The organism is Streptococcus suis, from assembly GCF_016775005.1.
GTDB lineage: Bacteria > Bacillota > Bacilli > Lactobacillales > Streptococcaceae > Streptococcus > Streptococcus suivaginalis.
In genome coordinates this window covers 24,931-50,452 of sequence record NZ_JAEUXI010000009.1, presented here as the reverse complement: position 1 = coordinate 50,452, position 25,522 = coordinate 24,931, and the positions used below count along the sequence as shown (strand labels likewise).

General features: G+C 41.3%; 37 protein-coding genes and 1 pseudogene. All 38 read right to left on the bottom strand.

Going from position 1 to position 25,522, the window contains the following annotated elements; translation table 11 throughout:
• Window positions 1-200: 200 nt before the first annotated feature.
• The 38 genes and pseudogenes from JNG37_RS09285 to JNG37_RS09100 all read right to left on the bottom strand — a co-directional run bounded on the left by JNG37_RS09285 (window position 201) and on the right by JNG37_RS09100 (window position 25,503).
• On the bottom strand, window positions 201-1,469 hold the full coding sequence (locus JNG37_RS09285; RefSeq protein WP_202848324.1) for a glutamate-cysteine ligase family protein: 1,269 nt from the start codon (window positions 1,467-1,469) through the stop codon (window positions 201-203).
• A 183-nt stretch (window positions 1,470-1,652) separates the two neighbouring features.
• Window positions 1,653-2,039, bottom strand: coding sequence for a 50S ribosomal protein L17 (gene rplQ / locus JNG37_RS09280; protein ID WP_000331493.1), 387 nt, complete (start codon window positions 2,037-2,039; stop codon window positions 1,653-1,655).
• A 14-nt stretch (window positions 2,040-2,053) separates the two neighbouring features.
• Entirely contained in the window at window positions 2,054-2,992 is a 939-nt protein-coding gene (locus tag JNG37_RS09275) for a DNA-directed RNA polymerase subunit alpha (protein ID WP_172043752.1), read from the bottom strand.
• A gap of 44 nt (window positions 2,993-3,036) precedes the next feature.
• Window positions 3,037-3,420, bottom strand: a complete 384-nt coding sequence (gene rpsK / locus JNG37_RS09270) for a 30S ribosomal protein S11 (protein ID WP_003080097.1) — start codon at window positions 3,418-3,420, stop codon at window positions 3,037-3,039.
• 17 nt (window positions 3,421-3,437) lie between these two features.
• Window positions 3,438-3,803, bottom strand: coding sequence for a 30S ribosomal protein S13 (rpsM, locus tag JNG37_RS09265; RefSeq protein WP_099832346.1), 366 nt, complete (start codon window positions 3,801-3,803; stop codon window positions 3,438-3,440).
• 19 nt (window positions 3,804-3,822) lie between these two features.
• A complete protein-coding gene (rpmJ, locus tag JNG37_RS09260; protein ID WP_001808836.1) occupies window positions 3,823-3,939 on the bottom strand; it encodes a 50S ribosomal protein L36 in 117 nt (38 codons plus the stop codon).
• A 24-nt stretch (window positions 3,940-3,963) separates the two neighbouring features.
• The gene (gene infA, locus JNG37_RS09255; protein ID WP_002936627.1) at window positions 3,964-4,182 is read right to left on the bottom strand and encodes a translation initiation factor IF-1; all 219 of its coding nucleotides are present in this window, start codon (window positions 4,180-4,182) and stop codon (window positions 3,964-3,966) included.
• Between the two features lie 121 nt (window positions 4,183-4,303).
• The gene (locus tag JNG37_RS09250; RefSeq protein WP_172043753.1) at window positions 4,304-4,945 is read right to left on the bottom strand and encodes an adenylate kinase; all 642 of its coding nucleotides are present in this window, start codon (window positions 4,943-4,945) and stop codon (window positions 4,304-4,306) included.
• 139 nt (window positions 4,946-5,084) lie between these two features.
• On the bottom strand, window positions 5,085-6,395 hold the full coding sequence (gene secY / locus JNG37_RS09245; protein WP_172043754.1) for a preprotein translocase subunit SecY: 1,311 nt from the start codon (window positions 6,393-6,395) through the stop codon (window positions 5,085-5,087).
• A 13-nt stretch (window positions 6,396-6,408) separates the two neighbouring features.
• On the bottom strand, window positions 6,409-6,849 hold the full coding sequence (gene rplO / locus JNG37_RS09240; RefSeq protein WP_202848323.1) for a 50S ribosomal protein L15: 441 nt from the start codon (window positions 6,847-6,849) through the stop codon (window positions 6,409-6,411).
• A gap of 174 nt (window positions 6,850-7,023) precedes the next feature.
• Window positions 7,024-7,206: a 50S ribosomal protein L30 gene (gene rpmD / locus JNG37_RS09235; protein ID WP_172043755.1), complete on the bottom strand. Its 183-nt coding sequence runs from the start codon at window positions 7,204-7,206 to the stop codon at window positions 7,024-7,026.
• Between the two features lie 14 nt (window positions 7,207-7,220).
• Window positions 7,221-7,715, bottom strand: coding sequence for a 30S ribosomal protein S5 (gene rpsE / locus JNG37_RS09230; protein ID WP_002936639.1), 495 nt, complete (start codon window positions 7,713-7,715; stop codon window positions 7,221-7,223).
• Window positions 7,716-7,733: 18 nt separating this feature from the next.
• Window positions 7,734-8,090 (bottom strand): 50S ribosomal protein L18, encoded by a 357-nt coding sequence (gene rplR, locus JNG37_RS09225; RefSeq protein ID WP_002936641.1) that lies wholly within the window; start codon window positions 8,088-8,090, stop codon window positions 7,734-7,736.
• An 88-nt stretch (window positions 8,091-8,178) separates the two neighbouring features.
• Window positions 8,179-8,715 (bottom strand): 50S ribosomal protein L6, encoded by a 537-nt coding sequence (rplF, locus tag JNG37_RS09220; RefSeq protein WP_002936644.1) that lies wholly within the window; start codon window positions 8,713-8,715, stop codon window positions 8,179-8,181.
• 337 nt (window positions 8,716-9,052) lie between these two features.
• A complete protein-coding gene (gene rpsH, locus JNG37_RS09215; RefSeq protein WP_202848322.1) occupies window positions 9,053-9,451 on the bottom strand; it encodes a 30S ribosomal protein S8 in 399 nt (132 codons plus the stop codon).
• Between the two features lie 307 nt (window positions 9,452-9,758).
• The gene (locus tag JNG37_RS09210; RefSeq protein ID WP_002936651.1) at window positions 9,759-9,944 is read right to left on the bottom strand and encodes a type Z 30S ribosomal protein S14; all 186 of its coding nucleotides are present in this window, start codon (window positions 9,942-9,944) and stop codon (window positions 9,759-9,761) included.
• Between the two features lie 14 nt (window positions 9,945-9,958).
• Window positions 9,959-10,501 (bottom strand): 50S ribosomal protein L5, encoded by a 543-nt coding sequence (gene rplE / locus JNG37_RS09205; RefSeq protein ID WP_002936653.1) that lies wholly within the window; start codon window positions 10,499-10,501, stop codon window positions 9,959-9,961.
• 23 nt (window positions 10,502-10,524) lie between these two features.
• Window positions 10,525-10,830 (bottom strand): 50S ribosomal protein L24, encoded by a 306-nt coding sequence (gene rplX / locus JNG37_RS09200; RefSeq protein WP_014637292.1) that lies wholly within the window; start codon window positions 10,828-10,830, stop codon window positions 10,525-10,527.
• Window positions 10,831-10,914: 84 nt separating this feature from the next.
• Window positions 10,915-11,283 (bottom strand): 50S ribosomal protein L14, encoded by a 369-nt coding sequence (rplN, locus tag JNG37_RS09195; protein WP_002936658.1) that lies wholly within the window; start codon window positions 11,281-11,283, stop codon window positions 10,915-10,917.
• 24 nt (window positions 11,284-11,307) lie between these two features.
• Window positions 11,308-11,568, bottom strand: a complete 261-nt coding sequence (rpsQ, locus tag JNG37_RS09190) for a 30S ribosomal protein S17 (protein ID WP_000440801.1) — start codon at window positions 11,566-11,568, stop codon at window positions 11,308-11,310.
• Window positions 11,569-11,591: 23 nt separating this feature from the next.
• Window positions 11,592-11,798, bottom strand: a complete 207-nt coding sequence (gene rpmC, locus JNG37_RS09185) for a 50S ribosomal protein L29 (protein WP_002936659.1) — start codon at window positions 11,796-11,798, stop codon at window positions 11,592-11,594.
• 9 nt (window positions 11,799-11,807) lie between these two features.
• Window positions 11,808-12,221 (bottom strand): 50S ribosomal protein L16, encoded by a 414-nt coding sequence (gene rplP, locus JNG37_RS09180; protein WP_002936660.1) that lies wholly within the window; start codon window positions 12,219-12,221, stop codon window positions 11,808-11,810.
• Between the two features lie 3 nt (window positions 12,222-12,224).
• Window positions 12,225-12,878 carry a 30S ribosomal protein S3 gene (gene rpsC / locus JNG37_RS09175; protein WP_044689746.1) on the bottom strand — a complete coding sequence of 218 codons (654 nt, stop codon included), beginning with the start codon at window positions 12,876-12,878 and terminating at the stop codon, window positions 12,225-12,227.
• A 12-nt stretch (window positions 12,879-12,890) separates the two neighbouring features.
• A complete protein-coding gene (rplV, locus tag JNG37_RS09170; RefSeq protein WP_002936662.1) occupies window positions 12,891-13,235 on the bottom strand; it encodes a 50S ribosomal protein L22 in 345 nt (114 codons plus the stop codon).
• 17 nt (window positions 13,236-13,252) lie between these two features.
• On the bottom strand, window positions 13,253-13,534 hold the full coding sequence (gene rpsS, locus JNG37_RS09165; protein WP_000533766.1) for a 30S ribosomal protein S19: 282 nt from the start codon (window positions 13,532-13,534) through the stop codon (window positions 13,253-13,255).
• A 101-nt stretch (window positions 13,535-13,635) separates the two neighbouring features.
• Window positions 13,636-14,469, bottom strand: coding sequence for a 50S ribosomal protein L2 (gene rplB, locus JNG37_RS09160; protein WP_002936663.1), 834 nt, complete (start codon window positions 14,467-14,469; stop codon window positions 13,636-13,638).
• A 17-nt stretch (window positions 14,470-14,486) separates the two neighbouring features.
• Window positions 14,487-14,786: a 50S ribosomal protein L23 gene (locus JNG37_RS09155; protein ID WP_004195491.1), complete on the bottom strand. Its 300-nt coding sequence runs from the start codon at window positions 14,784-14,786 to the stop codon at window positions 14,487-14,489.
• A complete protein-coding gene (rplD, locus tag JNG37_RS09150; protein WP_004195490.1) occupies window positions 14,786-15,409 on the bottom strand; it encodes a 50S ribosomal protein L4 in 624 nt (207 codons plus the stop codon). Before rplD ends, JNG37_RS09155 begins: the two co-directional genes overlap by 1 nt.
• Before the next feature lie 24 nt (window positions 15,410-15,433).
• Entirely contained in the window at window positions 15,434-16,060 is a 627-nt protein-coding gene (rplC, locus tag JNG37_RS09145) for a 50S ribosomal protein L3 (protein ID WP_011921686.1), read from the bottom strand.
• A gap of 208 nt (window positions 16,061-16,268) precedes the next feature.
• Complete coding sequence (rpsJ, locus tag JNG37_RS09140; protein ID WP_014735259.1) at window positions 16,269-16,577, bottom strand: 30S ribosomal protein S10; 309 nt, start codon at window positions 16,575-16,577, stop codon at window positions 16,269-16,271.
• 434 nt (window positions 16,578-17,011) lie between these two features.
• A pseudogene (locus tag JNG37_RS09135) lies at window positions 17,012-17,575 on the bottom strand (nucleotidyltransferase family protein).
• Window positions 17,576-17,686: 111 nt separating this feature from the next.
• Window positions 17,687-18,301 (bottom strand): HAD-IA family hydrolase, encoded by a 615-nt coding sequence (locus tag JNG37_RS09130; protein ID WP_202848321.1) that lies wholly within the window; start codon window positions 18,299-18,301, stop codon window positions 17,687-17,689.
• A 1-nt stretch (window position 18,302) separates the two neighbouring features.
• Window positions 18,303-19,049 (bottom strand): GNAT family N-acetyltransferase, encoded by a 747-nt coding sequence (locus JNG37_RS09125; RefSeq protein ID WP_202848320.1) that lies wholly within the window; start codon window positions 19,047-19,049, stop codon window positions 18,303-18,305.
• On the bottom strand, window positions 19,049-20,047 hold the full coding sequence (ruvB, locus tag JNG37_RS09120; RefSeq protein ID WP_202848319.1) for a Holliday junction branch migration DNA helicase RuvB: 999 nt from the start codon (window positions 20,045-20,047) through the stop codon (window positions 19,049-19,051). The genes JNG37_RS09125 and ruvB overlap by 1 nt, the downstream gene beginning before the upstream one ends.
• Before the next feature lie 204 nt (window positions 20,048-20,251).
• Window positions 20,252-21,520 (bottom strand): MerR family transcriptional regulator, encoded by a 1,269-nt coding sequence (locus tag JNG37_RS09115; protein ID WP_202848318.1) that lies wholly within the window; start codon window positions 21,518-21,520, stop codon window positions 20,252-20,254.
• A 336-nt stretch (window positions 21,521-21,856) separates the two neighbouring features.
• The gene (gene purB / locus JNG37_RS09110; protein WP_202848317.1) at window positions 21,857-23,149 is read right to left on the bottom strand and encodes an adenylosuccinate lyase; all 1,293 of its coding nucleotides are present in this window, start codon (window positions 23,147-23,149) and stop codon (window positions 21,857-21,859) included.
• Window positions 23,150-23,158: 9 nt separating this feature from the next.
• Window positions 23,159-24,328 carry a hypothetical protein gene (locus JNG37_RS09105; RefSeq protein ID WP_202848316.1) on the bottom strand — a complete coding sequence of 390 codons (1,170 nt, stop codon included), beginning with the start codon at window positions 24,326-24,328 and terminating at the stop codon, window positions 23,159-23,161.
• Window positions 24,325-25,503, bottom strand: a complete 1,179-nt coding sequence (locus JNG37_RS09100; RefSeq protein ID WP_202848315.1) for a DUF262 domain-containing protein — start codon at window positions 25,501-25,503, stop codon at window positions 24,325-24,327. The genes JNG37_RS09105 and JNG37_RS09100 overlap by 4 nt, the downstream gene beginning before the upstream one ends.
• Window positions 25,504-25,522 lie beyond the last annotated feature (19 nt).

Sequence of the window (25,522 nt, the reverse complement as noted above, 5' to 3'; positions counted from 1 at the left end):
TTGGTGCCAATCGCTTACTTCCCAGCCTTTTAAATAATACTCTCTGCGGGTTTTATCAACTATTCCCTTAACTTTTCTGTACTCTGATGAAAACATATAGTCTACCTCTTCCTATTTTTGTTTTCATTCTACTAACAATATCATCTCCTGAACAGGACATAAATGTCCGATTACTCTTAGATACCAAAAAAACTAAACCTTTACTGGTCTAGTTTTTCTTTTAGAGATTGTAGATAAATTTCTTCCCCATAATCACGCATTTGTAAGCCTTCTTCTGCAAGGATCACTAGTTCTTTTGATAGCTGATGCATCTGAGACTTTGTGGTTGAATCAAGATACTTTTTAGAAAATAAATGACGCATTTGTGGGATATCAAATTTTTGCTCTCGGTACAGCAAATGGTTGGAAATCAATTTTTCTGCCTTTGTACGATTAAAGAGCAGCCCTAATTGAAAGGCAGTTGGTACAAAGCTCTGGTCAAATGGTTGTGCGCAAACACTTCTTAGCTCGACTGTGCTACGGGTTGTTAGCAGCTGATAATGATAGGCTCGATGATATTGGATGTCTTCGTTTTGTGGAATAAGAGCCCTAGTTTGTCCCAAAAGATTTGTAGCTTGGATGCTCTCTGCTTGAAAATAGTCAGAGACGGTCATTGGAGGAAAGTAGTAATCGACCCCGTCTCGTTTGCAGCAAAACATGGCGGACTGATCCAATACATCGAGGTAATCATCCAGCTGATCAAATCCCCAATCAAATGGCCCAACATTTTTGGAAATGACCCCGTGCATCGATTTTTCCCACAAGAAGTCACGTGCAATCGTCAGTCCTTGAACAATCTCATCTTGACCTGAATTGGCAAACAAATAGGCCTTAACAGGTTCCAAAAGGTTAAAAAAATTCAATACCGGCAGGACGGATGTTCGATCCACATCAAATTGCACTTGATTACCATGTATAAAGCCTGCATAGTCTAGAAAGGCATGACAATCCTTTCTAGACTTTCCAAGGGCCAAATAAGCCATTAGAAGCTTGTAGCGGCCTATCGGTATTGGACTGTAATCATTCTCCTTCCAATAAGGATGAAGCCCCTTGCCTTGTAGTTCATAGCCCTTTTCACTTAGAATACCTTGAATAATCGGAAGATAGTCTTGAAATCGATCTGCGATTTGGTGAAGATTACTTGCTTTTTCGAAAGCAATTTCAAGCGTAGTATAAGTGACTTCAAAAACCAGCATGTCTTTTGCTGGCGTCTGAATTCCGATAATATTTCCTGCATCATCCCATGCAGTTGCAATTGCTTGCAAGGGGGCCATCAAGTCACTCAGTAAGGAAACCATGTCTTGGCTCTTAGTTCCTCTACCAGCTTTTGAAACGATGGGAAACTCTAGTTCTACTCCGATGTATAGTTCTTTTTCTTGTGGAATCGGCTGAATGTAACGCTTAAATAATAATTGTTTTGATAGAGACAAGGTCCTCTCCTTACTTAAAAACGCCTGCTTACAAAATCATTCTATTTTAGAGTGATTTCGTAAACAAGCGTTACGTCTATTCTGATGAGTGTTACCGCTGGGCAGAAGCCCAGCAGTAGACCAGAGCTAGACTAAGAATAGCAACTATTCCATCATCATAACACTCAACAAAATTGATGATTATTAAACTAATTCGATGATAGCCATTGGGGCTGCATCGCCACGACGTGGTTCAGTTTTAAGAATACGAGTGTATCCACCGTTGCGTTCTGCATAACGAGGTGCGATTTCTGAGAACAATTTTTGAAGTGCTGTAGTAGAAGTGTACTTATCAGTAGCTTCATCATAGTTTTCAGATGCGATTTCGTTACGTACAAATGCAGCTGCCTGACGACGAGCGTGCAAATCGCCACGTTTACCAAGTGTGATCATTTTTTCAACTGTTTTACGGATTTCTTTAGCACGAGCTTCAGTTGTAACGATTGATTCGTTGATCAAAAGGTCTGTCGTCAAATCGCGCAACATTGCTTTACGTTGTGAGCTAGTGCGTCCTAGTTTACGGTATGCCATGATTTCCTCCTATATTATTTATCTTTCTTCAATCCAAGACCGAGATCAGCCAATTTAACTTTGACTTCTTCAAGACTCTTACGGCCAAGATTGCGTACTTTCATCATTTCTGGCTCAGATTTCTCTGTCAAATCAAATACAGTATTGATTCCTGCACGTTTCAAACAGTTGTAAGAACGTACTGAGAGATCCAATTCTTCAATTGTGCGGTCTAACATCTTATCATCGGAAGCCACTTCAGTTTCTTTCATCACTTCTGCAGATTTTGCAACCTCAGTTAAGTCTGTAAAGAGACCCAAATGTTCCATCAAGATACGAGCAGATAAGCCAAGGGCATCTTCTGGCACAATTGTACCATTGGTCATGATTTCAAGTGTTAGTTTGTCAAAACCATCATTGCTACCAACACGAGCTGGTTCAACTTGGTAATTAACTTTTTTCACTGGCGTATAGATCGAATCTACAGCAAGTGTACCTACTGGTGCATCATCTTTTTTGTTTCCTTCAGCAGGAACATAGCCTCGACCTGAATTTACTTTAAGAACTGCTTTGAAGCTAGCGCCTTCAGCAATAGTGAAGAGATGATGATCAGGGTTTACAATTTCAATATCACTGTCTGTTAGAATATCGCCTGCAGTTACATCTGCTGGACCCACCACATCAAGTTCAATCGTCTTTTCGTCTTCGACATAAGATTTTACAGAAATCCCTTTGATGTTAAGAATGATTTGCATAACATCTTCACGAACACCTGGAACGGTATCGAATTCGTGCAATACTCCCTCGATTTTAATTGAAGTTACAGCAGCACCTGGAAGAGATGCCAAAAGTACACGACGAAGAGAATTTCCGAGAGTTGTGCCGTAACCACGCTCAAGTGGTTCGATTACAAATCTACCAAAATCTTTATTTTCATCAATTTTTGTTATAGTTGGTTTTTCAAACTCAATCATTTCCTACTCCCTCTTAAACGAAAAGCTGTGTATGGTTTGTATGATTATACACGGCGACGTTTTGGAGGACGAGCACCATTGTGTGGTACAGGAGTCACATCACGAATTGCTGTTACTTCAAGACCAGCGGCAGCAAGAGCGCGGATAGCAGACTCACGACCTGAACCTGGGCCTTTAACGGTAACTTCAACTGTTTTAAGACCGTGTTCTTGTGCAGATTTAGCAGCAGCTTCAGCAGCCATTTGAGCAGCAAATGGTGTAGATTTACGAGAACCTTTGAAACCAAGAGCACCAGCTGATGACCAAGCAAGAGCGTTACCATGCACATCAGTAATCATAACAATAGTGTTATTAAATGTTGCGTGAATATGAGCAATACCAGATTCGATATTCTTTTTCACACGACGTTTACGTGTTGGTTTAGCCAATTTTTCTACCTCCTATTTTATTTTTTCTTACCTGCGATCGCAACAGCTTTACCTTTACGAGTGCGGGCATTGTTTTTAGTGTTTTGTCCACGGACAGGAAGTCCACGACGGTGACGGATACCACGGTATGAACCGATTTCCATCAAACGTTTGATGTTCAAGTTAACTTCACGACGGAGGTCACCTTCAACTTTGATTGCATCAACTTCACGACGGATAGCGTCTTCTTGATCAGGTGTCAAGTCTTTTACGCGAACATCTTCTGAAATACCTGCAGCAGCAAGAATTTTCTTAGAAGTTGCGAGACCGATACCGTAAACATAAGTCAATGAAATAACTACACGTTTGTCATTTGGAATGTCAACTCCAGCAATACGAGCCATGTTTTCTCCTTTCTATTTCTTAACCTTGACGTTGCTTGTGTTTAGGGTTTGCTGGGCAAATCACCATAACACGACCATTACGACGAATAACTTTGCAGTATTCGCAAATTGGTTTGACCGATGGTCTTACTTTCATGTTTAATCCCTCCAAGTATTTCGACTATTTAAAGCGGTATGTGATACGGCCACGCGTCAAGTCGTAAGGACTAAGCTCAACAGTTACACGGTCACCGACTAAAATACGGATGTAGTTTTTACGGATTTTTCCTGAAACAGTTGCAAGGACTTGGTGTCCATTTTCCAACTCAACAGTGAACATAGCATTAGGCATAGTATCGACTACTTTACCTTCAATTTCAATCACATCTTCTTTTGCCATGCAAAAGTATCCCCTCTCTAAATTTCGATTTGATGCCCTCTGAACACAGAGGTAACAATTATAAGTCAGACTAGGCTATTTTATCATGTTTGTCAACAAAACGCAAGCCTAATCCCTTTAATTATTTCAAATTTGTTAAAACTGTATCGATTGCAGCAAAAACCACTTCGATATCTTGATCGCCTTCGATATCATGAACCAAACCTTTGTTTCGGTAATGGTCGATGATTGGCTGACCTTGTGCAATATTGACTTCTAAACGGCGTTGTACAGATTCCGGTTTATCATCTTCACGTTGGTAGAAATCCTCTTCTTTATAATCACCAACTGGTGGATTGAAGATTTTGTGGAAGGTTTCTCCCGTTTCTTTATGAATGATACGGCCGCTTAGACGCTCCACCAATTTTGCTGGGTCGATTTCAATGTTAATCACCCCTTGCAATTCAATGCCCAAATCTGCCAAACTTGCATCCAAGGCGTGTGCTTGCTCAATCGTGCGTGGATAACCATCCAACAAGAAACCTTTTTCTTTGATGTCATCTTGTAGCAAACGTTCTTTAACAATACCGTTGGTCACTTCATCTGGTACTAAATCGCCCTTGTCGATGTATGACTTAGCCAAAAGTCCCATTTCAGTTTGATTGGCCATTGCTGCACGGAACATATCTCCAGTGGAAATATGAGCAACATTAAATTTTTCAACAATCTTTGCGGCTTGAGTGCCCTTGCCTGCACCTGGTAAGCCCATGATTAAAAGATTCATGACAAACTCCTTATTTTGTTTTCACATAAATTTGCCACAATTGACAAACTTATCTAAAAACAAAATAGGAGCTAGACGACTAACAATCGTCACTTCAGCTCCTATTTCAAAATTCCCTAAAAGGGAAGTGACTAGCGTACTAGTCTGTAATTTCCATAAAACCTACATATTTTCTCTTAAGAAGGTAGCCTTCCAATTGCTTGATACCTTCGATACTTGTCATGATGACGATGATCAGACTGGTACCAAGGAAAGCGATGTTTGAAGATAATCCAAATAGATTTTGAGCCAAGATTGGAAGAAGGGCAATGAAGCTCAAGAAGAGTGAGCCGATCGCTGCCAATCGTTTCAAGAGGGTTGAAAGATATTTCTCTGTTCCATTTCCTGGACGAACACCGTGGATGTATGCAGCACTCTTTTGCAAACTTTCAGCAGTTTTCTCAGGGTTAACCTGAACAAAAGTATAGAAGAAAGTAAACAAAATGATGAGCAGGGCATAAACAACCATACCTTTAACGGTTGAATAATCAAAGTATTCCTGAATATTCAATAACCAACCAATACTACGGTTTTGACTTGCTAAGAATTGGATGATTGAAGTTGGAATCGCAGTGATGGAACCTGCAAAGATAACAGGGATAACACCAGCTGGATTCAGCTTCAACGGCAAGTAAGAACTAGATGGTGCACCTTGGGCACGTTTGGTGTACTGAATTGGAATTTTGTATTCAGCTTGTTGAACAAAGGTTGTAAAGTAGATTACCACTAAGATCAAAACTACCAAAATCGCTACATAAATCGCAGACTCTACTAAACGACTAGATTCAATGTTGATGAAGCGATCTTCATAGATTTCATAAAAGGTTCCTGGCAATGATGAAATGATACCTGCAAAGATTATCATTGATGTACCATTTCCATAGCCCTTATCAGAAATCAACTCACCCAACCAGGAAACGATAACCGATCCTGTTGTCAGAATAGATCCGATAATGAGATAGGTTTTCCAATCCAAAGGCATGGATGTCAACTTAGCACCTGAGAGGGCATTAAAGCTGGCAGTAATACCGATTGATTGAACAAAGGCCAAAACAACTGAAATGTATCGAGTAGCTTGATTTAGTTTTCGCCGACCGACCTCTCCTTGTCTGCCCCATTCTACAAATTTTGGAAGAATATCCATTTGTAGGAGCTGAACAATGATGGATGCGGTAATGTATGGACTCACTCCAAGTGCAAATACAGAAAAGTTACGCATGGCGTTACCAGAGACCAAACTCAACATGTTCAAAAATGGTACATTTGAGAGGGCCTCTAGGCTTTTTGCATTTACACCTGGAACAGTAATGTGAGTCCCGATTCGGAAGACAAAAAGGATAAACAAGGTAAAAAGAATCTTTTTACGTACGTTTTTGACCTTTAAGGCATCTTTTAAAAGTTTAAAAAACATAGGCTGTCACCTCTTAGATGACTTCTACTGAGCCACCTTTAGAAGTGATTGCTTCTTCAGCTGATTTAGAGAATTTAGCAGCTTTAACTGTCAATTTCTTCGTCAATTCGCCGTTACCAAGAATCTTAATTCCTGATTTTTCAGCTTTAACGATTCCAGCTTCGATAAGCACAACTGGTGTTACTTCTGCACCATCTTCAAAAGCGTTCAATTGATCAAGGTTAACGATTGCGTACTCTTTAGCGTTGATGTTTGTGAAACCACGTTTTGGAAGACGACGGAACAATGGAGTTTGTCCACCTTCAAAACCTGGGCGAACACCGCCACCGCTACGAGCTTTTTGACCTTTTTGACCACGGCCAGAAGTTTTACCGTTACTTGATGATGTACCACGACCTACACGGTTGCGGACTTTACGAGAACCTGTTGCAGGTTGCAATTCATGAAGTTTCATTATTTTTTCTCCTCTTTTTTCAATGCTAGCGCCTGTGGAGACCAAAGAGTCTTCTTCCACAAACTCGCCACTATACTGACAGTAAGTCGCAAAGATTTCTCTATGCGACTTCGTCAATTGTTTAATTATTTAGAAGTTGCACAAACTAGGTTTGGCAAAACCAAGTGCAATGACTTAGTTTACTTCTTCGACAGTTACCAAGTGAGAGATAGCGTTCACCATACCAAGGATAGCTGGGTTATCTTCCTTAACAACTGAGCTGTTCAATTTACCAAGTCCAAGTGCAACAACTGTTTTACGTTGTTCTGGTTTGCGACCGATTGGAGACTTAGTCAAAGTGATTTTAATTTGAGCCATGAGTATCTCCTTTCTTATGCTAAATCAGAAACTGAAATGCCACGAAGTGCAGCCACTTCTTCAGCACGTTTCAATTGTTTCAAACCTTCAACTGTTGCGCGAACGATGTTGATTGGTGTGTTTGAACCAAGTGACTTAGAAGTCACATCTGCGATACCTGCCAATTCGATTACGGCACGAGTTGCACCACCGGCAGCAACCCCAGAACCTTCTGAAGCAGGTTTCAACAATACACGAGCACCGCCAAATTCTGAGCGAACTTCGTGAGGAATTGTTGTACCAACCATTGGTACTTCAATCATGTTTTTCTTAGCAGATTCAACTGCTTTACGGATAGCTTCTGGTACTTCTTGAGCTTTACCAGTACCGAAACCTACGCGACCGTTACGGTCACCAACAACCACAAGAGCTGCAAAACGAAGACGACGTCCACCTTTAACAACTTTTGTAACACGGTTGATGGCTACTACGCGTTCTTCAATTTCAACTGCGTTATCTTTGAATGCCATTTCTTAGTGTCCTCCCTATTAGAATTTCAATCCGTTTTCACGAGCTGATTCAGCCAAAGCTTTCACACGTCCGTGATAGAGATATCCACCGCGGTCAAAGACCACTTCAGAAATACCTTTAGCTACCGCGCGTTCAGCAACGAGTTTACCTACAACAACAGCTTGTTCTGTCTTAGTACCTTTTGAAACTTCTTTATCAAGAGTAGAAGCGCTTGCGAGCGTTACACCCGCTACGTCATCAATCACTTGAGCGTAGATGCCTGTATTAGAACGGAAAATGTTCAAACGTGGGCGAGCAGCAGTTCCAGAGATTTTACCGCGAACGCGACGGTGGCGTTTTTGGCGGATTTTGTTTTTATCTGGTTTTGAAATCACAATATTCACCTCTTAATGTATGATTCTGTTTCTTACGAAACAATTTGAGAAATAGTCAGCCAGGTGGCTAAGCCACCTCAGCAAGCTATTATTTACCTGTTTTACCTTCTTTACGGCGAACGAATTCACCAACGTAGCGGATACCTTTACCTTTGTATGGCTCAGGAGCGCGAAGGCTACGGATGTAAGCTGCTGTTTGACCAACAACTTCTTTGTTGATACCAGACACGACGATTTGTGTTGGTGTTGGAACTTCAAATGTAATACCTTCTGGTGCAACCACTTCATCTGGATGTGATTTACCAACAGCAAGTGTCAATTTGTTACCAGCCAATTGAGCACGGTAACCGACACCACGCATTTCAAGTTCTTTTTTGAAGCCTTCAGAAACACCAACAACCATGTTGTTGAGGTTAGCACGGCTAGTACCGTGAATAGTCTTCATTTCTTTTGAATCGTTTGGACGGTGAAGAGTAACTTCTGTACCTTCCACACGGATTTCAATAGCAGTTGGGAATTCACGAGTCAATTCCCCTTTAGGTCCTTTTACAGTTACCACGCCGTTGTTTTGAGCAAGCTCAACACCAGCAGGCAATGTAATTACTTTATTACCAATACGTGACATATTTCTAAATTCTCCTGTTAAATTATCAAGCCGTCTAGCGACTAGTTTTCACGGGGTGAACAAGATACAAAGCCGTTAAGCAACTCGAAGAAAAATAGGAAACTCGACTGCTGATGCTTGAGCATCTAAGGAGAGTTTATCTTTTTTCAAAGAGTTGTAGGCATGTTCAATTAGTGAATCTTGTTCTAGTTTGGTTTTATGATACCTTTAAATCAGATTATTAGATTTGAACCCGAGCTGTGACCTGTGTGAAAAAGATAAATCAAACTTGAATACAAGTATTCTTCGTTTGATTTCCTATTTTCACTTGGGTCACTACGCTCTTGGTATCATCCAATTACCAAACGTATGCGATAACCTCACCACCAACGTTCTTTTGACGAGCTTGTTTGTCAGTCAAAAGACCTTCTGATGTTGAGATGATTGCGATACCAAGTCCGCTAAGAACTTTTGGAATATCTTCACGTTTTGAGTAAACACGAAGACCTGGTTTTGAAACGCGTTTCAAGTTAGTGATAACTTTTTCACCGTTTGGTCCGTATTTCAAGAATACACGGATGATGCCTTGTTTGTCATCTTCGATGAATTCAACGTTTTTCACAAAACCTTCGTTTTTAAGGATTGTAGCAATACCTTTTTTGATGTTTGATGCAGGTACTTCAAGCACTTCGTGTTTTGCTTGGTTAGCGTTACGAATACGTGTCAAAAAATCTGCAATTGGGTCAGTCATAACCATTTGTTGTTTCTCCTCTTACTAGCAGTTTGATTGGATCACTTGCTAGTTAATTCATGATACAAAGGGCGCTAAAAGCCAAAGTGAAAATAGAAAACTTGACGAAGAAACCTCGTTTCTAGGAAAGTTTGTCTTTTTCACACAGGCTTTCGCCCGTGTTCAAATTGACAAGCAAACTTTGTATCGGGTTTATTTATACAATTGAGTTCGAGCTACAACCTTAGCAAAGAAGATAGATTTTCCTAGAAGTAAACTTCATCGTCAAATCTCCTATCTTCGCGTTGGTTGCTAAACGCTCTCACATCTTATCTTACCAAGAAGCTTTTGTTACGCCAGGAATTTGTCCAAGGTAAGCCAAGTCGCGGAAGCATACACGGCACAATTTGAATTTGCGGTAAACTGAGTGTGGACGTCCACATTTTTCACAGCGTGTGTAAGCTTGTGTAGAGAACTTAGCTGGGCGTTTGTTCTTAGCGATCATTGATTTTTTAGCCATTTATTCTCTCCCTCTTATTTTGCAAACGGCATACCAAGGCCAGTAAGCAATGCACGTGATTCTTCGTCAGTGTTAGCAGTTGTAACGATAACGATATCCATACCGCGAGTTTTATCAACATCGTCGAAGTTGATTTCTGGGAAGATCAATTGCTCTTTCACACCAAGTGTGTAGTTACCACGTCCGTCGAATGACTTAGTTGGTACACCGTGGAAGTCACGTACACGTGGAAGTGAAACTGTAACCAATTTGTCCAAGAACTCATACATACGTTCGCCACGAAGAGTTACTTTCGCACCGATCGCAACACCCTCACGAAGACGGAAGCCGGCGATTGATTTCTTAGCTTTAGTGATAAGTGGTTTTTGACCTGAAATCAAAGCCAATTCTTGAGCAGCTTTCTCAAGGTTTTTAGCGTTAGAAACAGCGTCACCAACACCCATGTTCAAAACGATCTTATCAACTTTTGGCACAGCCATAACTGAAGAATAGTTAAATTGTTCAGTCAAAGCAGGAACTACTTCATTAAGATATTTTTCTTTTAAACGATTTGCCATTATACTTCTCCTTTCCTTCGTGATTAATCAAGCACTTCGCCTGATTTTTTGTTGTAGCGAACTTTTTTGCCGTCTACAAACTTGTAACCAACGCGTCCTGCAACACCATTTTTGTCAAGAACTTGAACGTTTGACACATGGATTGGAGCTTCTTTTTCAACGATAGCGCCTTGAGGGTTTTCGCTGTTTGGTTTTTGGTGTTTCTTAACGATGTTAACACCTTCAACAATAACTTTGTTTACTTTTGGAAGTGCTGTTACAACAAGAGCTTCAACGCCTTTGTCTTTACCAGCGATTACGCGAACTTTATCGCCTTTTTTTACAAACATTTGATTTCTCCTATGATTTCTTACGCCCTAATGGGCACCCTGGTTAGTAATGTAACCAGGGGACTTAGTTTGTTAGATTTTAAATTAAAGTACTTCTGGTGCCAATGAAACGATTTTCATAAAACCGCCATCACGCAATTCGCGTGCCACTGGGCCAAAGATACGAGTTCCGCGAGGGTTTTTGTCTTCACGGATGATAACTGCAGCATTCTCATCGAATTTGATGTATGAACCATCAGCACGACGAGCACCTGTCTTAGTACGAACGATAACGGCTTTAACAACGTCACCTTTTTTAACCGCACCACCAGGAGTAGCTTGTTTTACTGAAGCAACGATGATGTCGCCGATGTTCGCGAATTTACGTCCTGAACCACCAAGAACTTTGATTGTCAAGATTTCACGTGCGCCACTGTTGTCAGCAACTTTCAAACGAGTTTCTGTTTGAATCATGTCAATTTTCTCCTTTCAGGTTGATTAAATGATAACTGCCTCTTCCACAACTTCTACAAGACGGAAACGTTTTGTAGCTGAAAGTGGGCGAGTTTCCATGATACGAACGATATCGCCTTCTTTAGCAACATTGTTTTCATCATGAGCTTTGTACTTTTTAGAGTAGTTAATACGTTTACCATAGACTGGGTGGTTACGTTTAGTTTCAACTACAACTGTGATTGTTTTGTCCATTTTGTCAGATACTACGCGTCCAACAAGAACTTTACGATTATTGCGTTCCATTGAAATTCTCCTTTCCCAATCTATTATTTAGTTTCAGATTGCACAGTCTTGATACGTGCAATTTGTTTCTTCACTTCGTTCAAACGAGCAGTTTGCTCAAGTTGACCAGCAGCAGCTTGGAAACGAAGTTCGAAGAGTTCTTTCTTCAATTCGTTTTCTTTCTTAGCAAGTTCTTCTTGAGAAAGGCCACGAAGTTCTTTTACAAAATCTTTAATTTCTTGAAGTTTCATGTCTTCTCCTTATTCTGCTTCACGTTTTACGAATTTAACTTTAACTGGCAATTTGTGACCAGCAAGGCGGAATGCTTCGCGTGCAATTTCTTCAGAAACGCCAGCTACTTCAAACATAACCTTACCGCGTTTAACTGGAGCTACCCAACCTTCAGGAGCACCTTTACCAGAACCCATACGTACACCGATAGCTTTAGCAGTGTATGATTTGTGTGGGAAGATTTTAATCCAAACTTTACCACCACGTTTCATGTAACGCGTCATAGCGATACGGGCAGCTTCGATTTGGCGGTTTGTAATCCATGAGCTAGTAGTTGCTTGAAGACCGTATTGACCAAAGTCTACTTGTTTTCCACCTTTAGCTTCACCGCGCATTTTTCCACGGAATTCACGACGGTGTTTTACACGTTTAGGTACTAACATTTGTTATTTACCTCCTTTAGTGTTTTTACGAGCTGGAAGAACTTCACCACGGTAGATCCATACTTTGATACCAAGTTTACCGTAAGTTGTCAAAGCTTCTTCCCAAGCGTAGTCGATATCCGCACGAAGTGTATGAAGAGGAACAGTTCCTTCTGAGTAGCCTTCTGCACGGGCAATATCAGCACCGTTCAAACGACCAGAAACTTGTGTTTTGATACCTTTTGCACCAGCGCGCATTGCACGTTGGATAGCTTGTTTTTGAGCACGGCGGAATGCCACACGTTGCTCCAATTGACGAGCGATTGACTCACCAACAAGGTGTGCATCCAAATCAGGTTGTTTGATTTCGATGATATTGATGTGTACTTGTTTACCAGTCAATTTGTTCAATTGAGCACGAAGTGCATCAACGTTGCTACCAGCTTTACCGATAACCATACCTGGCTTAGCAGTGTGGATAGAAACGATTACTTTATTTACAGCACGTTCGATTTCGATTGTTGATGTTGATGCATCAGCCAATTCTTTTTTGATAAAGTTGCGGATTGCAAGATCTTCATGAAGGTAATCCGCGTATTCTTTTTCAGCATACCATTTAGCATCCCAATCACGGATGATGCCAACACGCATACCAATTGGATGTACTTTTTGACCCACGTTTTTACCTCCTTATTTCTCTGCCACAACTACAGTGATGTGAGCTGTGCGTTTGTTGATTGGTGAAGCAGAACCTTTCGCACGTGGACGGAAACGTTTCAACGTTGGTCCTTCGTTTGCGAATGCTTCGCTGACTACCAAGTTAGCTTTTTCCAAACCAAAGTTGTTTTCAGCGTTAGCGATTGCTGAGTTCAAAACTCCCTCGATAATGCCTGCAGCTTTGTTTGGTGTGAATTTCAAGATTGCGATTGCGTCTGCTACGCTTTTGCCACGGATGTTATCCAAGACAAGACGTGATTTACGAGGTGAAACACGTACTGTGCGAGCAGTTGCTTTAGCTGAAGTAATTTCTGCCATTGTGTTTTCCTCCTAAATTATTTACGACGAGTTTTCTTGTCGTCAGCAGCATGACCTTTGTAAGTACGAGTTGGTGCAAATTCACCAAGTTTGTGACCTACCATGTCTTCTTGAATGTATACAGGTACGTGTTTACGTCCATCGTAAACTGCGATTGTATAACCGATGAAACTTGGGAAGATCGTTGAACGACGTGACCAAGTTTTAATTACTTTTTTCTTTTCGTCGTTTGCTTGAGCTTCAACTTTTTTCATCAAATGCTCATCGACGAAAGGTCCTTTTTTAAGACTACGTCCCATTTTAGTGTTTTCTCCTTTAAAATATGTACCACAGCGGCTTGCCCGCTTAGCGGGCTACCGAGTTGGCGGATGATATAGAATGCTAAGCAACTAAGAATAGATTATTTTTGGTTGCGACGACGAACGATAAGTTTGTCAGATTTAGCTTTCTTGTTACGAGTTTTCAAACCAAGAGCTGGTTTACCCCATGGTGTAGATGGTGCTTTACGACCAACTGGTGCTTTACCTTCACCACCACCGTGTGGGTGATCGTTAGGGTTCATTACAGAACCGCGAACTGTTGGACGGATACCTTTCCAACGGCTACGACCTGCTTTACCAAGGTTAACAAGGCCATGTTGTTCGTTACCTACAGTACCAACAGTAGCACGGCAAGTACCAAGAATCATACGAACTTCACCTGATTGAAGGCGAACAAGAACGTATTTACCTTCTTGACCAAGAACCTGTGCAGATGCACCAGCAGCACGAACCAACTCACCACCGCGACCTGGTTTCAACTCAATGTTGTGAACAACAGTACCGACTGGGATGTTTGCAAGTGGAAGTGCGTTACCAACTTTGATATCTGCTTCTGGGCCTGAAACGATGCGTTGACCAACTTCAAGACCTTTAGGAGCAATGATGTAAGCTTTAACACCGTCTGTGTAGTGTACAAGAGCGATGTTTGCTGAACGGTTTGGATCGTACTCGATAGTTTTAACGATTGCTTCAACGCCATCTTTGTTACGTTTGAAGTCTACCAAACGGTAGAAACGTTTGTGACCGCCACCTTGGTGACGAACAGTGATGCGACCGTTGTTGTTACGACCAGCTTTGCTCTTCAAAGCAACAAGCAAGCTTTTTTCTGGAGTACTTGTTGTGATTTCAGCGAAGTCCAAAGAAGTCATGTTACGACGGCCATTTGTCGTTGGTTTATAAACTTTAATACCCACGTTAATTCCTCCTTTGATTATTCAGCGTCAGCTGTAGCGAACAATTCGATCGCTTTTGAATCAGCAGCCAATGTGATGATTGCTTTTTTCACTTTGTTTGTGCGACCTACATAACGACCTACGCGTTTTGTTTTAGGTTTCACGTTGATTGTGTTAACATTTGCAACTTTAACACCCTCGAATGCAGCTTCAACAGCTTGCTTGATCAAGAGTTTGTGCGCACGAGTGTCAACTTCAAATACATACTTGCCTGCTTCGAGTTGGCCCATTGAGCTTTCTGTGATGACAGGTTTTTTGATAACATCATACAAATTCATTATGCAAGAACCTCCTCAATTTTAGAGATAGCTGCTTGAGTTACAAGAAGTTTGTCTGCATTTGCGATGTCAAGTACGCTTGCAGTTGTTGCAGTTGCAACTTTAACTCCTGGGATGTTACGAGCAGAAAGAGCTGCGAATTCGTTGCCTTCTTCAAGAATAACAAGGACTTTAGAATCAATGCTCAATGCTGCAAGCACTTTTGCAAATTCAGCAGTTTTTGGAGCTGTGAATTCAAGTGAGTTAACAGCTACAAATTTGTTTTCAGCAACTTTTTCTGAATAAACAGATTTAAGCGCCAAGCGACGAACTTTTTGTGGAAGTTTGTACGCGTATGAACGTGGAGTTGGTCCGAAGACTACGCCACCGCCACGCCATTGTGGTGAACGGATAGAACCTTGACGAGCACGTCCAGTTCCTTTTTGACGCCATGGTTTGCGTCCGCCACCTGAGACTGCTGAACGGTTTTTAACTGCGTGAGTACCTTGACGAAGGCTAGCACGTTGGCTGATGATTACATCAAACACAACTGCTTGGTTTGGCTCGATACCAAAGATCGCATCGTTAAGAACTACTTCACCAGCTTGTTTACCAGTTTGGTCAAATAATGTTACGTTTGCCATTTCGACTGATTTCCCCTTTCCTTATTATTTACCAGCTTTAACTGCTGACTTGATAGTGATAAGAGATTTCTTAGCACCTGGTACGTTACCTTTGATAAGGATAACGTTCTTTTCTGGAACAACTTGTACCACTTCAAGGTTTTGAATTGTTACACGGTTGCCGCCCATGCGACCTGCAAGGTTTTTACCTTTGAATACACGGTTAGGTGCAACAGGACCCATAGAACCTGGACGACGGTGGTAACGAGAACCGTGAGCCATAGGACCACGTGATTGACCATGGCGTTTGATAACACCTTGGAAACCTTTACCTTTAGATGTACCAGTTACATCAACAACATCACCAGCTGCGAAAGTTTCAACTGTAATTTCTTGTCCAACTTCCAAGCCTTCAATGTTTTTGAATTCACGAATGAAGCGCTTAGGAGCTGTGTTAGCTTTAGCTACATGGCCTTTGGCAGGTTTGTTGCTCAATACTTCACGTTTGTCATCAAAACCAACTTGAACTGCCGCATAACCGTCAGTTTCAACTGTTTTCACTTGAAGAACAACGTTTGGAGTTGCTTCGATGACAGTAACAGGGATAAATTCACCAGATTCAGTGAAGATTTGAGTCATTCCCACTTTTTTCCCTAAGATTCCTTTTGTCATGAGAAAAATATTCCTTTTCTTATTTTGTATTAAAAAGTTTTTAACGAGCGTTTTTCATGCTCAAATCAAGATACACAGGGCGTCAAACTCAAAGTGAAAATAGGAAACTTGACGAAGAAACCTCTGTTTCTAGGAAAGTTTATCTTTTTCACACGGAGTTTAGCCCGTGTTCAATTATGAACACTTGCTTGTCTACCTTGTTACTTGATTACAATTTGATTTCTACGTTCACACCACTTGGAAGATCCAATTTCATCAAGGCATCAACTGTTTTTTGAGTTGGGTTAACGATATCGATCAAACGTTTGTGTGTACGCATTTCGAACTGCTCACGAGAATCTTTGTACTTGTGAGTCGCACGGATGATTGTGTAGAGGCTACGTTCTGTTGGAAGCGGAACTGGACCTGCTACTTGTGCACCTGTACGAGTTGCAGTTTCAACGATTTTTGCAGCAGCTGTATCAAGTGTACGGTGTTCGTACGCTTTCAAGCGGATGCGGATTTTTTTGTTTGCCATCTTTGTCTCCTTTTCGTCTATTTAAGATAATAGGCTAGCTCCACAAGAAAACCAACACGGGTCGCGTGGCAATGCAACCGAGCGTGTCGCAACCTCTTGCATCAAAGCTACAGCCGTAATTTTTACGGCACTAGAACATTCTACCAGATTCTATTAACCAATGCAAGAGATTATGCTTTCTTTTTTAAAAAATCTTAAAAACTTTTTTCTGGTATCTCAACCGAGCCAACTTCTTATCTTTTTGATTAATTATAATAGAAGAAAACAAACAGAAAACAGCCGGCAACTGCCAACTGTTTTCAAGGAGATTATATGAAAAAGATAGGCCAGCCGTCTGAGCTTTAGCTCTTACAGGTGAAGATACTGAAACTATTTCAGTAAAAGTGTACTAATTCTAGCTTGACAATAGTATAGTACATCTTTCTTAACGAAATCTAAATTCTTTTTTCTTCCAACTCGATCATATTAAGTTGCGGCCACTTACTCTTCCAATTCTTTTTGACAAGCCGATTCCGATAAAGTTGCATACGTTTCGGATGTTCTTGAAAATACGGTGTCGGTCGGACACGATAATAGAAAATATCTTCTAGACCATAGGGACAAAATATTTCTACTCGTCCGTCCTCTAAGAGACGAGCGCCGATTGCCGTACACCGCTCGGGATATTTGCTCATAGCATCCTTGTAGGAGAGATAGGGTTTAGTTTCTGGGTTATGCTAGTGCATATAGACTTGATTTTTGACTTCCCACTGATAGTTCGGAAACGTCTGACGCAAGTTCTTCTCAATCGCCAGCGTTTCTTCATAGGAAACCGTCACATCATGGAAAATCACATCCACATCCGTTTCTGGATCAAAAGCTCCGCCATTCCACAAAAAATTTCGTATGGTCCCCGCACAGAGCCAGGCATCTTTCAGTCTCAAAGAAGCAATAATCCCCAGAATGATTTTCATGTCCTGGTCTGCCAACAAGGCCTTTTCAACATCTCGTTCTTTCATAGATCCATTATAACAGAAAACCCAGCACGGTGACTGGGCTTTCAAGGAGATTATATGAAAAAGAAAAGTTTTAGGATAAGGATAGTATAGCCCGATTAGCTTAAGATTTCCTTAATCCTCAAATAATTCTTTGATTTCTAACAAAGCTTTGATGTTTTGATTCTGCTCCACACCATCAATTTGCAGGTTGATACTATGAATCCCTGCGTTGATAGCTGTTTCTACATCGAGCAAACGATCACCGATATAGTAGGTCTTTTCCTTATCCAGTCCGTATTTTTCGATGAGAAATAGCAGAGCTTCTGGACTTGGTTTGCGGGCAAAACCAGAATCGCTGGTCAAGATTTCTGTGAAATGGTGACGGACACCCAAATCCTCCAAAACTTGAAAAGCATTGTCACTCTTGTGTGTATAAACGAAATTTTGAATTCCTTTCTCTGCTGTCCAGTCCAGAATTTCACGCGCACCAGCCATCAAGGGAATCTGCGTATTTTTCTCCTTCAAGGAAGTCGCACGCACACGATTGAGCTCATCGCTATCCAGACCGTACTTGTCCGCATCACGCACTAGCAAATCCTTGACAGAATAGCGAAGAATGAAATTCCTTACTTCTTCACGGTCAAAAGGAAGACCAAACTGCTCGTAGGTTTCCTGTATGCCAGCCAAAATCGCCTCATAAGAATCCAAGAGCGTTCCGTCCAAATCCCAAATAAATGTCGGTGTCATCTTATCTCCATTCATATGCTTGATAGGGCTTGTCCAATTGGTAACCCAATTTTTCAGCCAGTTTCAAGGAAGTCAGAGTATGGGCATCCCAGCTAGGATAGAGATTACGGTCTAAACAAGCTAAGATTAACTGAGCAGCACAAGCTCTAGCTAAACCCAAACCTCGATAGTCTTCCCTAGTATCCACTTCTATCTCAATCCCACCTAAATAACTGGCATAGGATGAGGCACCTGACACCACCTGTTCCTTATGCAAGACGACATAGCCTAGACCCAAGTCTAAAAACTGCTCCACATCAGCATAATTGCCCACCAAATCGCGTGACCAGTCTTCCACCTGACAGGCATCATACAGATTACGGTCAATCACTTTCAGGTCAAACTCTCCAGGTAGGGCATCAATCAGTTTCTGCAAATGCCCAAGGTCAAAACTAGTATCTTTTTTCGTAGCATAACGGGTAAAGGACCGGATTCTGTCTCCGTAAGTCCCTTCTATCAAGTCTGACCAGGCTTGGTTTTGAGGGACTAAAATAATATCCTTTCTCTCACAAATTTTTAGCAAGTCCGCATTTGGTTTTCCAGCCAAAAAACCAAAGAAGCTCTGCCGTCCATAGAGAGCTAGGGCTGACTGGGGAAACTGGGTATTATCGACATGAATCTGTCCCATTCTGCCTTCTAAACAGGTCCAAATAATTGCCTCAGGCCAAGCTCCAAATAAACTGGCTACTTGTCTCATCTGCTCTGCCATTATTTTTCCGTATAGGGATAACCCAAGTGCTCGTAGGCCTTGGCTGTCGCAACCCGCCCCGTCCGTGTCCGCATGAGAAAGCCCTGCTGAATCAGGTATGGCTCATACATATCCTCCACCGTTTCACGCTCCTCGGCGATATTGACCGACAGGGTGTTGAGGCCGACAGGACCGCCGCCGTACATCTCAATCATGGTCCGGAGAATCTTCTGGTCCACGTAGTCCAGCCCCTCTCGGTCCACGTCCAGCATGGTCAAAGCCTTGTCCGTAATGCTATCGTCAATCAAGCCGTCGCCCATAATCTGTGCAAAATCCCGCACCCGCTTGAGCAGGCGGTTGGCGATACGAGGGGTCCCACGGGAGCGACGGGCCAGCTCGATCGCTGCTTCATGGGTAATCTCCATGTCAAAGATATCCGCTGTCCGCTCGACAATCTCGGTCAAATCAGCCAGTTCGTAGTATTCCATGTGCCCGGTGATACCAAAACGGGCCCGCAGGGGATTGGACAGCATACCCGCACGAGTCGTCGCTCCAATCAGGGTAAAAGGCGGCAACTCCAAATGCACAGAGCGGCTGGCCTCTCCTGCTCCAATCATGATGTCAATGTAAAAATCTTCCATAGCAGAGTAGAGAATCTCCTCAACCGCCATGGGCATGCGGTGGATTTCATCGATAAAGAGGACATCCCCTGGCTCCAAATCATTGAGAAGGGCCACCAAATCACCTGCCTTTTCAATGACAGGACCACTGGTCTGCTTGATATTGACGCCTAGTTCGTTGGCAATGACAAAGGCCATGGTGGTCTTACCCAGACCCGGAGGACCAAAAAGAAGGGTATGGTCCAAGGCTTCATCACGGAGTTTTGCCGCCTCGATAAAGATTTTCAGCTGGTCCTTGACCTTGTCCTGACCGATGTATTCATTTAATTTCTGCGGACGCAGGGTACGCTCAACGTATTCCTCGTCCTGCATTTGTTCCATATCTAAAATTCTAGTCATGGGACTATTATAGCACAAAATGAAAATACCAGACTCAGTGAGTCCAGTATTCTCAGGAGATTATCTGAAAAAGATATGCCAGCCGTTTGAGCTTTAGCTCTTACGGATGACGATACTGAAATTCATTCAGTAAAAGTTTTGCTATTTCTAGCTTGGATATAGTATAGCGCGCCAAACTTAAGAGAAACTAAAACAGAATTCATTTTATTTATTTTCCACTATTCGCAAAAATCGCTCTAGATAGTGCGCATCTAAATCGTTGTATCGACTGCCTTCTGCTGAACTTTCTTTTGGAATGCCCAGATTCATCAGTCGGTAATCAAATTCCTCTAGTTCGATGTAGGTATCAGCTGGCACTAAATCCTGATTGGCAGTCGGCTGCATAAACACAATTTCTTTTCCGTCAAGCTGAATACGGTAGCTAAACTGTCCCTGTCTTTCAGCTTCATCCAAGGTAAATACCTTGGTTCCAAATCCTGCCCAGACTGACTTTACATCACTGTAAAGATATTCCTTGGACGGTGCCAACAGATTGATGTCAATAATCTGGCTATCTGTCACTACTGTTGTGGTGGAAAGGAGCAGAGCGGTCAACAAGATACAGCCACCTGCCAGACCCCAGCCGTATTTCCAAGGCAGCTTCACCAGCCTCGCCAGTTTTCCCAAAAGAAAAACGAGAAAAGCCATAATAAATACCATGGAAACCTTGCCCAGACCAATCGAATACTCATAGAAGAGCCAGTCGCTTGGCAGGAAGAAGGTTTCTGTCAGCCAGCCGACGAAGATAAAGTAGCTAATTCCACCCACAAGGGAAATTAGACCGATTGGAAGCCACCAGGCTTGACTACGGTTCTTCTGGCGGACCTTGTCCCGATGTTTCCACCAAGTCACGAGGTAGTCTCGCCAGAGGAGCGTTATCCAAGCAGTTGCTAGTAGGGAAACCACGGCTAGTAGGAAAAGATTTTCCTGACGGCCCTCTTGAATTCGGATAAACAGCCAGAGGATCGGACCTGATAGCATCATGGTCTGCAAGAGGGTCACCCATAGGCTTGGTAATAAGGCATCTTCTAGGTCTTGTTTTAATTCTTGGAATTCACCGCTTTCCACAAAAGCAATGGAGTCCTGTGCTTCTTCCAACCAGTCGTCTTTCTTACCCAGATTCTTGACTACCTGACCAAGCAAGTCAACCTTGTCCTCCAATTCCTCTACTTGCTGGTGGATTTCTTGCTGCTTCTCACGCAGGGCTGATTGCAATTCCTCCTCCGACAAGGTTAGAAGTCCTTGAATCTCTGCTAGGGAAAACTCAAAATAGCGGAGCAACTTAATCAAGCGGAGTTGCTGCACATTTTCCTCTGAATAATCACGGTAGTCGTTGAGTGGATTTCTCGCCACTTCAATCAAGCCCTTTTCTTCATACAAGCGTATCGCCTTGGTTGACAAGCCTGTCAACTTCTCCACATCCTTGACCTGCATCTCCGTCCTCCACACATATTGATAGTCCTAGCATACACCATTCCCCTAGGGGTGGGTCAAGACTTTTTTGATTTTTTATACAAAAACAGCCGACTTCACTTTGCCGACTGTTTTCTGGAGATTATATGATACCTAGCTCTTGTCGCTTGCGACTTAGAGCTAGGGACACCTTTAGGTGAAAAGATATGCCAGCCGTTTGAGCTTTAGCTCTTACGGATGACGATACTGAAAATCATTCAGTAAAAGTTTTGCTATTTCTAGCTTAAATAGAGTATAACTCTCAAAACTTAAGGGAAACTAAAAAATTCTCTGGAAAATCCAAAGAATTTTAATTTTTTATAATCCAAGTCGTTCAAAGATGTCATCAACCCGCTTAGCATAGTAGTCTGGGTTGAAGAGTTCATCGATTTCTTCCTGACTGAGTTTGGCTGTCACACGCTCATCTGCTTCAAGAAGAGGCTTGAAGTCCACTTGATTGTCCCATGACTGTGCGGTTTTTGGTTGCACCAAGTCATAGGCTTCCTCACGGGTCATACCTTTTTCAATCAAGCTAAGCATGACACGCTGGCTGTAAATCAGACCAAATGTTGAGTTCATGTTGCGAATCATGTTTTCTGGGAAAACAGTCAAGTTCTTGACGATATTACCAAAACGGTTGAGCATGTAGTTGATGAGGATAGTCGTATCCGGCGTGATAATCCGCTCCGCTGACGAGTGGGAAATATCGCGTTCGTGCCAGAGAGCCACATTTTCAAAAGCCGTCACCAAGTGACCACGCACCACTCGAGCCAGACCGGTCATGTTTTCAGAGCCGATAGGGTTGCGTTTATGGGGCATAGCAGAGCTGCCTTTTTGGCCTTTGGCGAAATACTCTTCGACTTCGCGTTGTTCAGATTTTTGTAGCCCACGGATTTCTGTCGCCATACGCTCGATAGACGTTGCAATCAAGGCTAGGGCTGAGAAATATTCTGCGTGGAGGTCACGAGGAAGAACCTGGGTAGAAATTTCCTGCGGACGAATGCCCAATTTGCCACAAACATACTCTTCCACAAATGGAGGAATGTTGGCAAAGTTACCAACCGCACCTGAAATTTTACCAGCCTCAACGCCCTTAGCTGCTACATCAAAACGCTCCATGTTGCGTTTCATTTCGCTATACCAAGTCGCTAATTTAAGACCGAAGGTCGTTGGCTCCGCATGGACACCGTGGGTCCGCCCCATCATGATGGTGTACTTGTGCTCACGAGCCTTGTCAGCGATGATATTGGTAAAGTTTTCAAGGTCACGACGGATGATGTCGTTGGCCTGCTTGTAGAGATAGCCGTAAGCCGTATCCACCACGTCGGTCGAGGTCAGACCATAATGGACCCACTTGCGTTCCTCACCAAGACTTTCCGAAACCGCACGCGTGAAAGCCACCACATCGTGACGAGTTTCCTCTTCGATTTCTAAAATGCGGTCGATGTCAAAAGTCGCCTTCTCACGAATCAAGGCCACATCTTCCTTGGGAATCTCACCCAACTCAGCCCAAGCCTCATCTGCGAGGATTTCCACCTCCAACCAAGCCTTGTACTTGTTCTCTTCACTCCAAATAGCCGCCATCTCTGGGCGGGAATAACGATTGATCATATTGTCTCCTTAATATATATCTTCGTCCAAAGCTAATTGATAAACTCTATATGTTGACATAAAAATTTTGTCAATTAAAACTAATATCGCAAACCATACAAAATAATTTCTCGACTCATCGGTCTCTAATTGGAGAGTCTTTAGGGTAGGTAAATTATCTTGATAAGATATTACATTATGTGCTATTCTATTTCGTTGATTATACAAAATTTCATACTTTTCTACTAAAACATTTCCAAATAAAGAATAATTATTCTTTTGCTTAGGCAAGAGTTGATTCAAACAAATTATTTTTTTTGAACCTTCATTATAAAAGTAATCAAAGTTTTTTTCCTTCCAAACCGCTAGATTTGTGTCTGCAAATATTTCAATAATCTTATTCACAGTACTGTCCCTAAATTCCTTTTTTGCCAAGCTTGCATATAGTTTATGAATCTCAGACTCCGAAAGAAGAACTTTAAGCATTTTTATTATTTCATCGAAGGATTTTTCTTGAAAGAATGTTTTCAACAATTTACGACATAACTCATTAAACTTTGATTCCTTTATTACATTTTTTAAAGTTTCGAAGATTTCATCAGCTGTGTTTTTTCGTTGCTCTATTTTCTCTAACTCAATGTTTAATGATAAAAAATCAGAGTCACTCAGAAACTCTTTTATTATTTCTAAAACTTCACTATTCGTATTTTGGGATAATTTTTTTTTAGCTAGTTGGAAAAATATCTCATTAACCCTGTCTTTATCTGATTCTGATCCAAATACATCTTTTAATACTATCCTTGTTTCTTCGATAATATCAATATCTTCTTTTCCAAGAAAATCTTCTTTTATTACTTCAAATACTGACTTATGGAAATCGATATCATTGTTTATATTCGCAATGCTCTCTTGAAGTTTTTGAAAAATTGTATTTTTCGCTCTATATGTTGAATGCTCCGCCAATCCGTAATCATTTGCCAAAAGACTTCTTCGATAGGCAAAATCATTTGTCGCTATTTCCCAACTAATACACTTCATCTTCTGCTCTTGAAAGCCAGTCATCTTCAAAAATAAAGATTGCATAATATAGTCACTGATAGAATATGATTCAATACCTTTACCGATACCGTAACTAGCTACAACTGCTTCTTCTAATACAGAAGTTATAGGTGTCAATATAAACTTATCGTGCTTACTCATTGTAGATACTTTCTATAAATTCCTTCAGAGCTACTCATTCTACTTCTCAAATGCTTCAACGCACCTGGATTTCTAGCATGCAAACTATCCGATTTGAAATTTTTTATCGCCAACTCTAAATCTAAAATAAGGTGTGAAATTTTAGACCTATCTATTTCTTTTTGTTTAAAAATAATATATTCTAACAAGCCAAAAGCAACAACATCCATATCAATTATCGAGTTGAAAACAATCTTGCTATGAATAGTTTCAAAAAGTTCAGCAGCTTTTTCAACTTGTTCAGTATATTCACCACTCATCACATAATTCGGTAGCACAGCGAAAGTCTCTCCCCCCTCTCCGTCAACTACGAAATAAATAAATTCCTCATACAGAGCCTCCATTTTTCTAGCGTAGCCATATCCAACTCTATTTATATTATCTTTTTTTATTCGATGTGAAATAAGGGCTATGTATCTCACAAAATCCATCTTAGCATCTTTAACAGTAATTTTATTAGTAAATTTAGGCTCAAAAAAATCTGCAAGATCATCTTTTAAGTAGTATAGCGACTTCCGACTTTCTTGAGGTAATAATCTCTCACCTTGAATATTTATATTTCGGAAAACAGATGAATAATATTTTTGTTGTTTTGAAAAAAAATCCTCATCCCTCTCGAAGCTTTCCTTTTGAGGTACCAAATAAGAAAAACCTAAATAATGAGATTTTAAAAACTCCTCGTCAATTGTATCAATTTGCTCGTAATTTCCATCTGCAATCTTATCTAATATTTTTTCTCTATTATTTCCTTTTTCTGTTAATAATTTGAAAGTCCATTCTAATATATTATCAAAATCTTCTGCCTCATAGTCCAAATCATTTTCGTCAACCATAGCCTCGATTTTCTTTTTAAACTTTTCTTTATCTGGAAAAACACCTAGATAACTCAAAAAGATACTCGTTAAACGCTGTTGTCCATCTAAAATTAGATTTAGCGTTTTTTCTCCATTATCATATGCTCCAATGGTTACCGGTGGTACAAACTCTCCATTTCTTAGACTCTCAATTAACTTGCTGGATTTTTCCTTTTTCCACACAAACAGTCTTTGGTAGTCTGGCAACACAATATTTTGTTTTAAAATCAGTTGCATCCAATGATATAAACTATATTCTCCATAGTAAGTTTTATTTTTCATCGCTACCTCTTCTAAATAT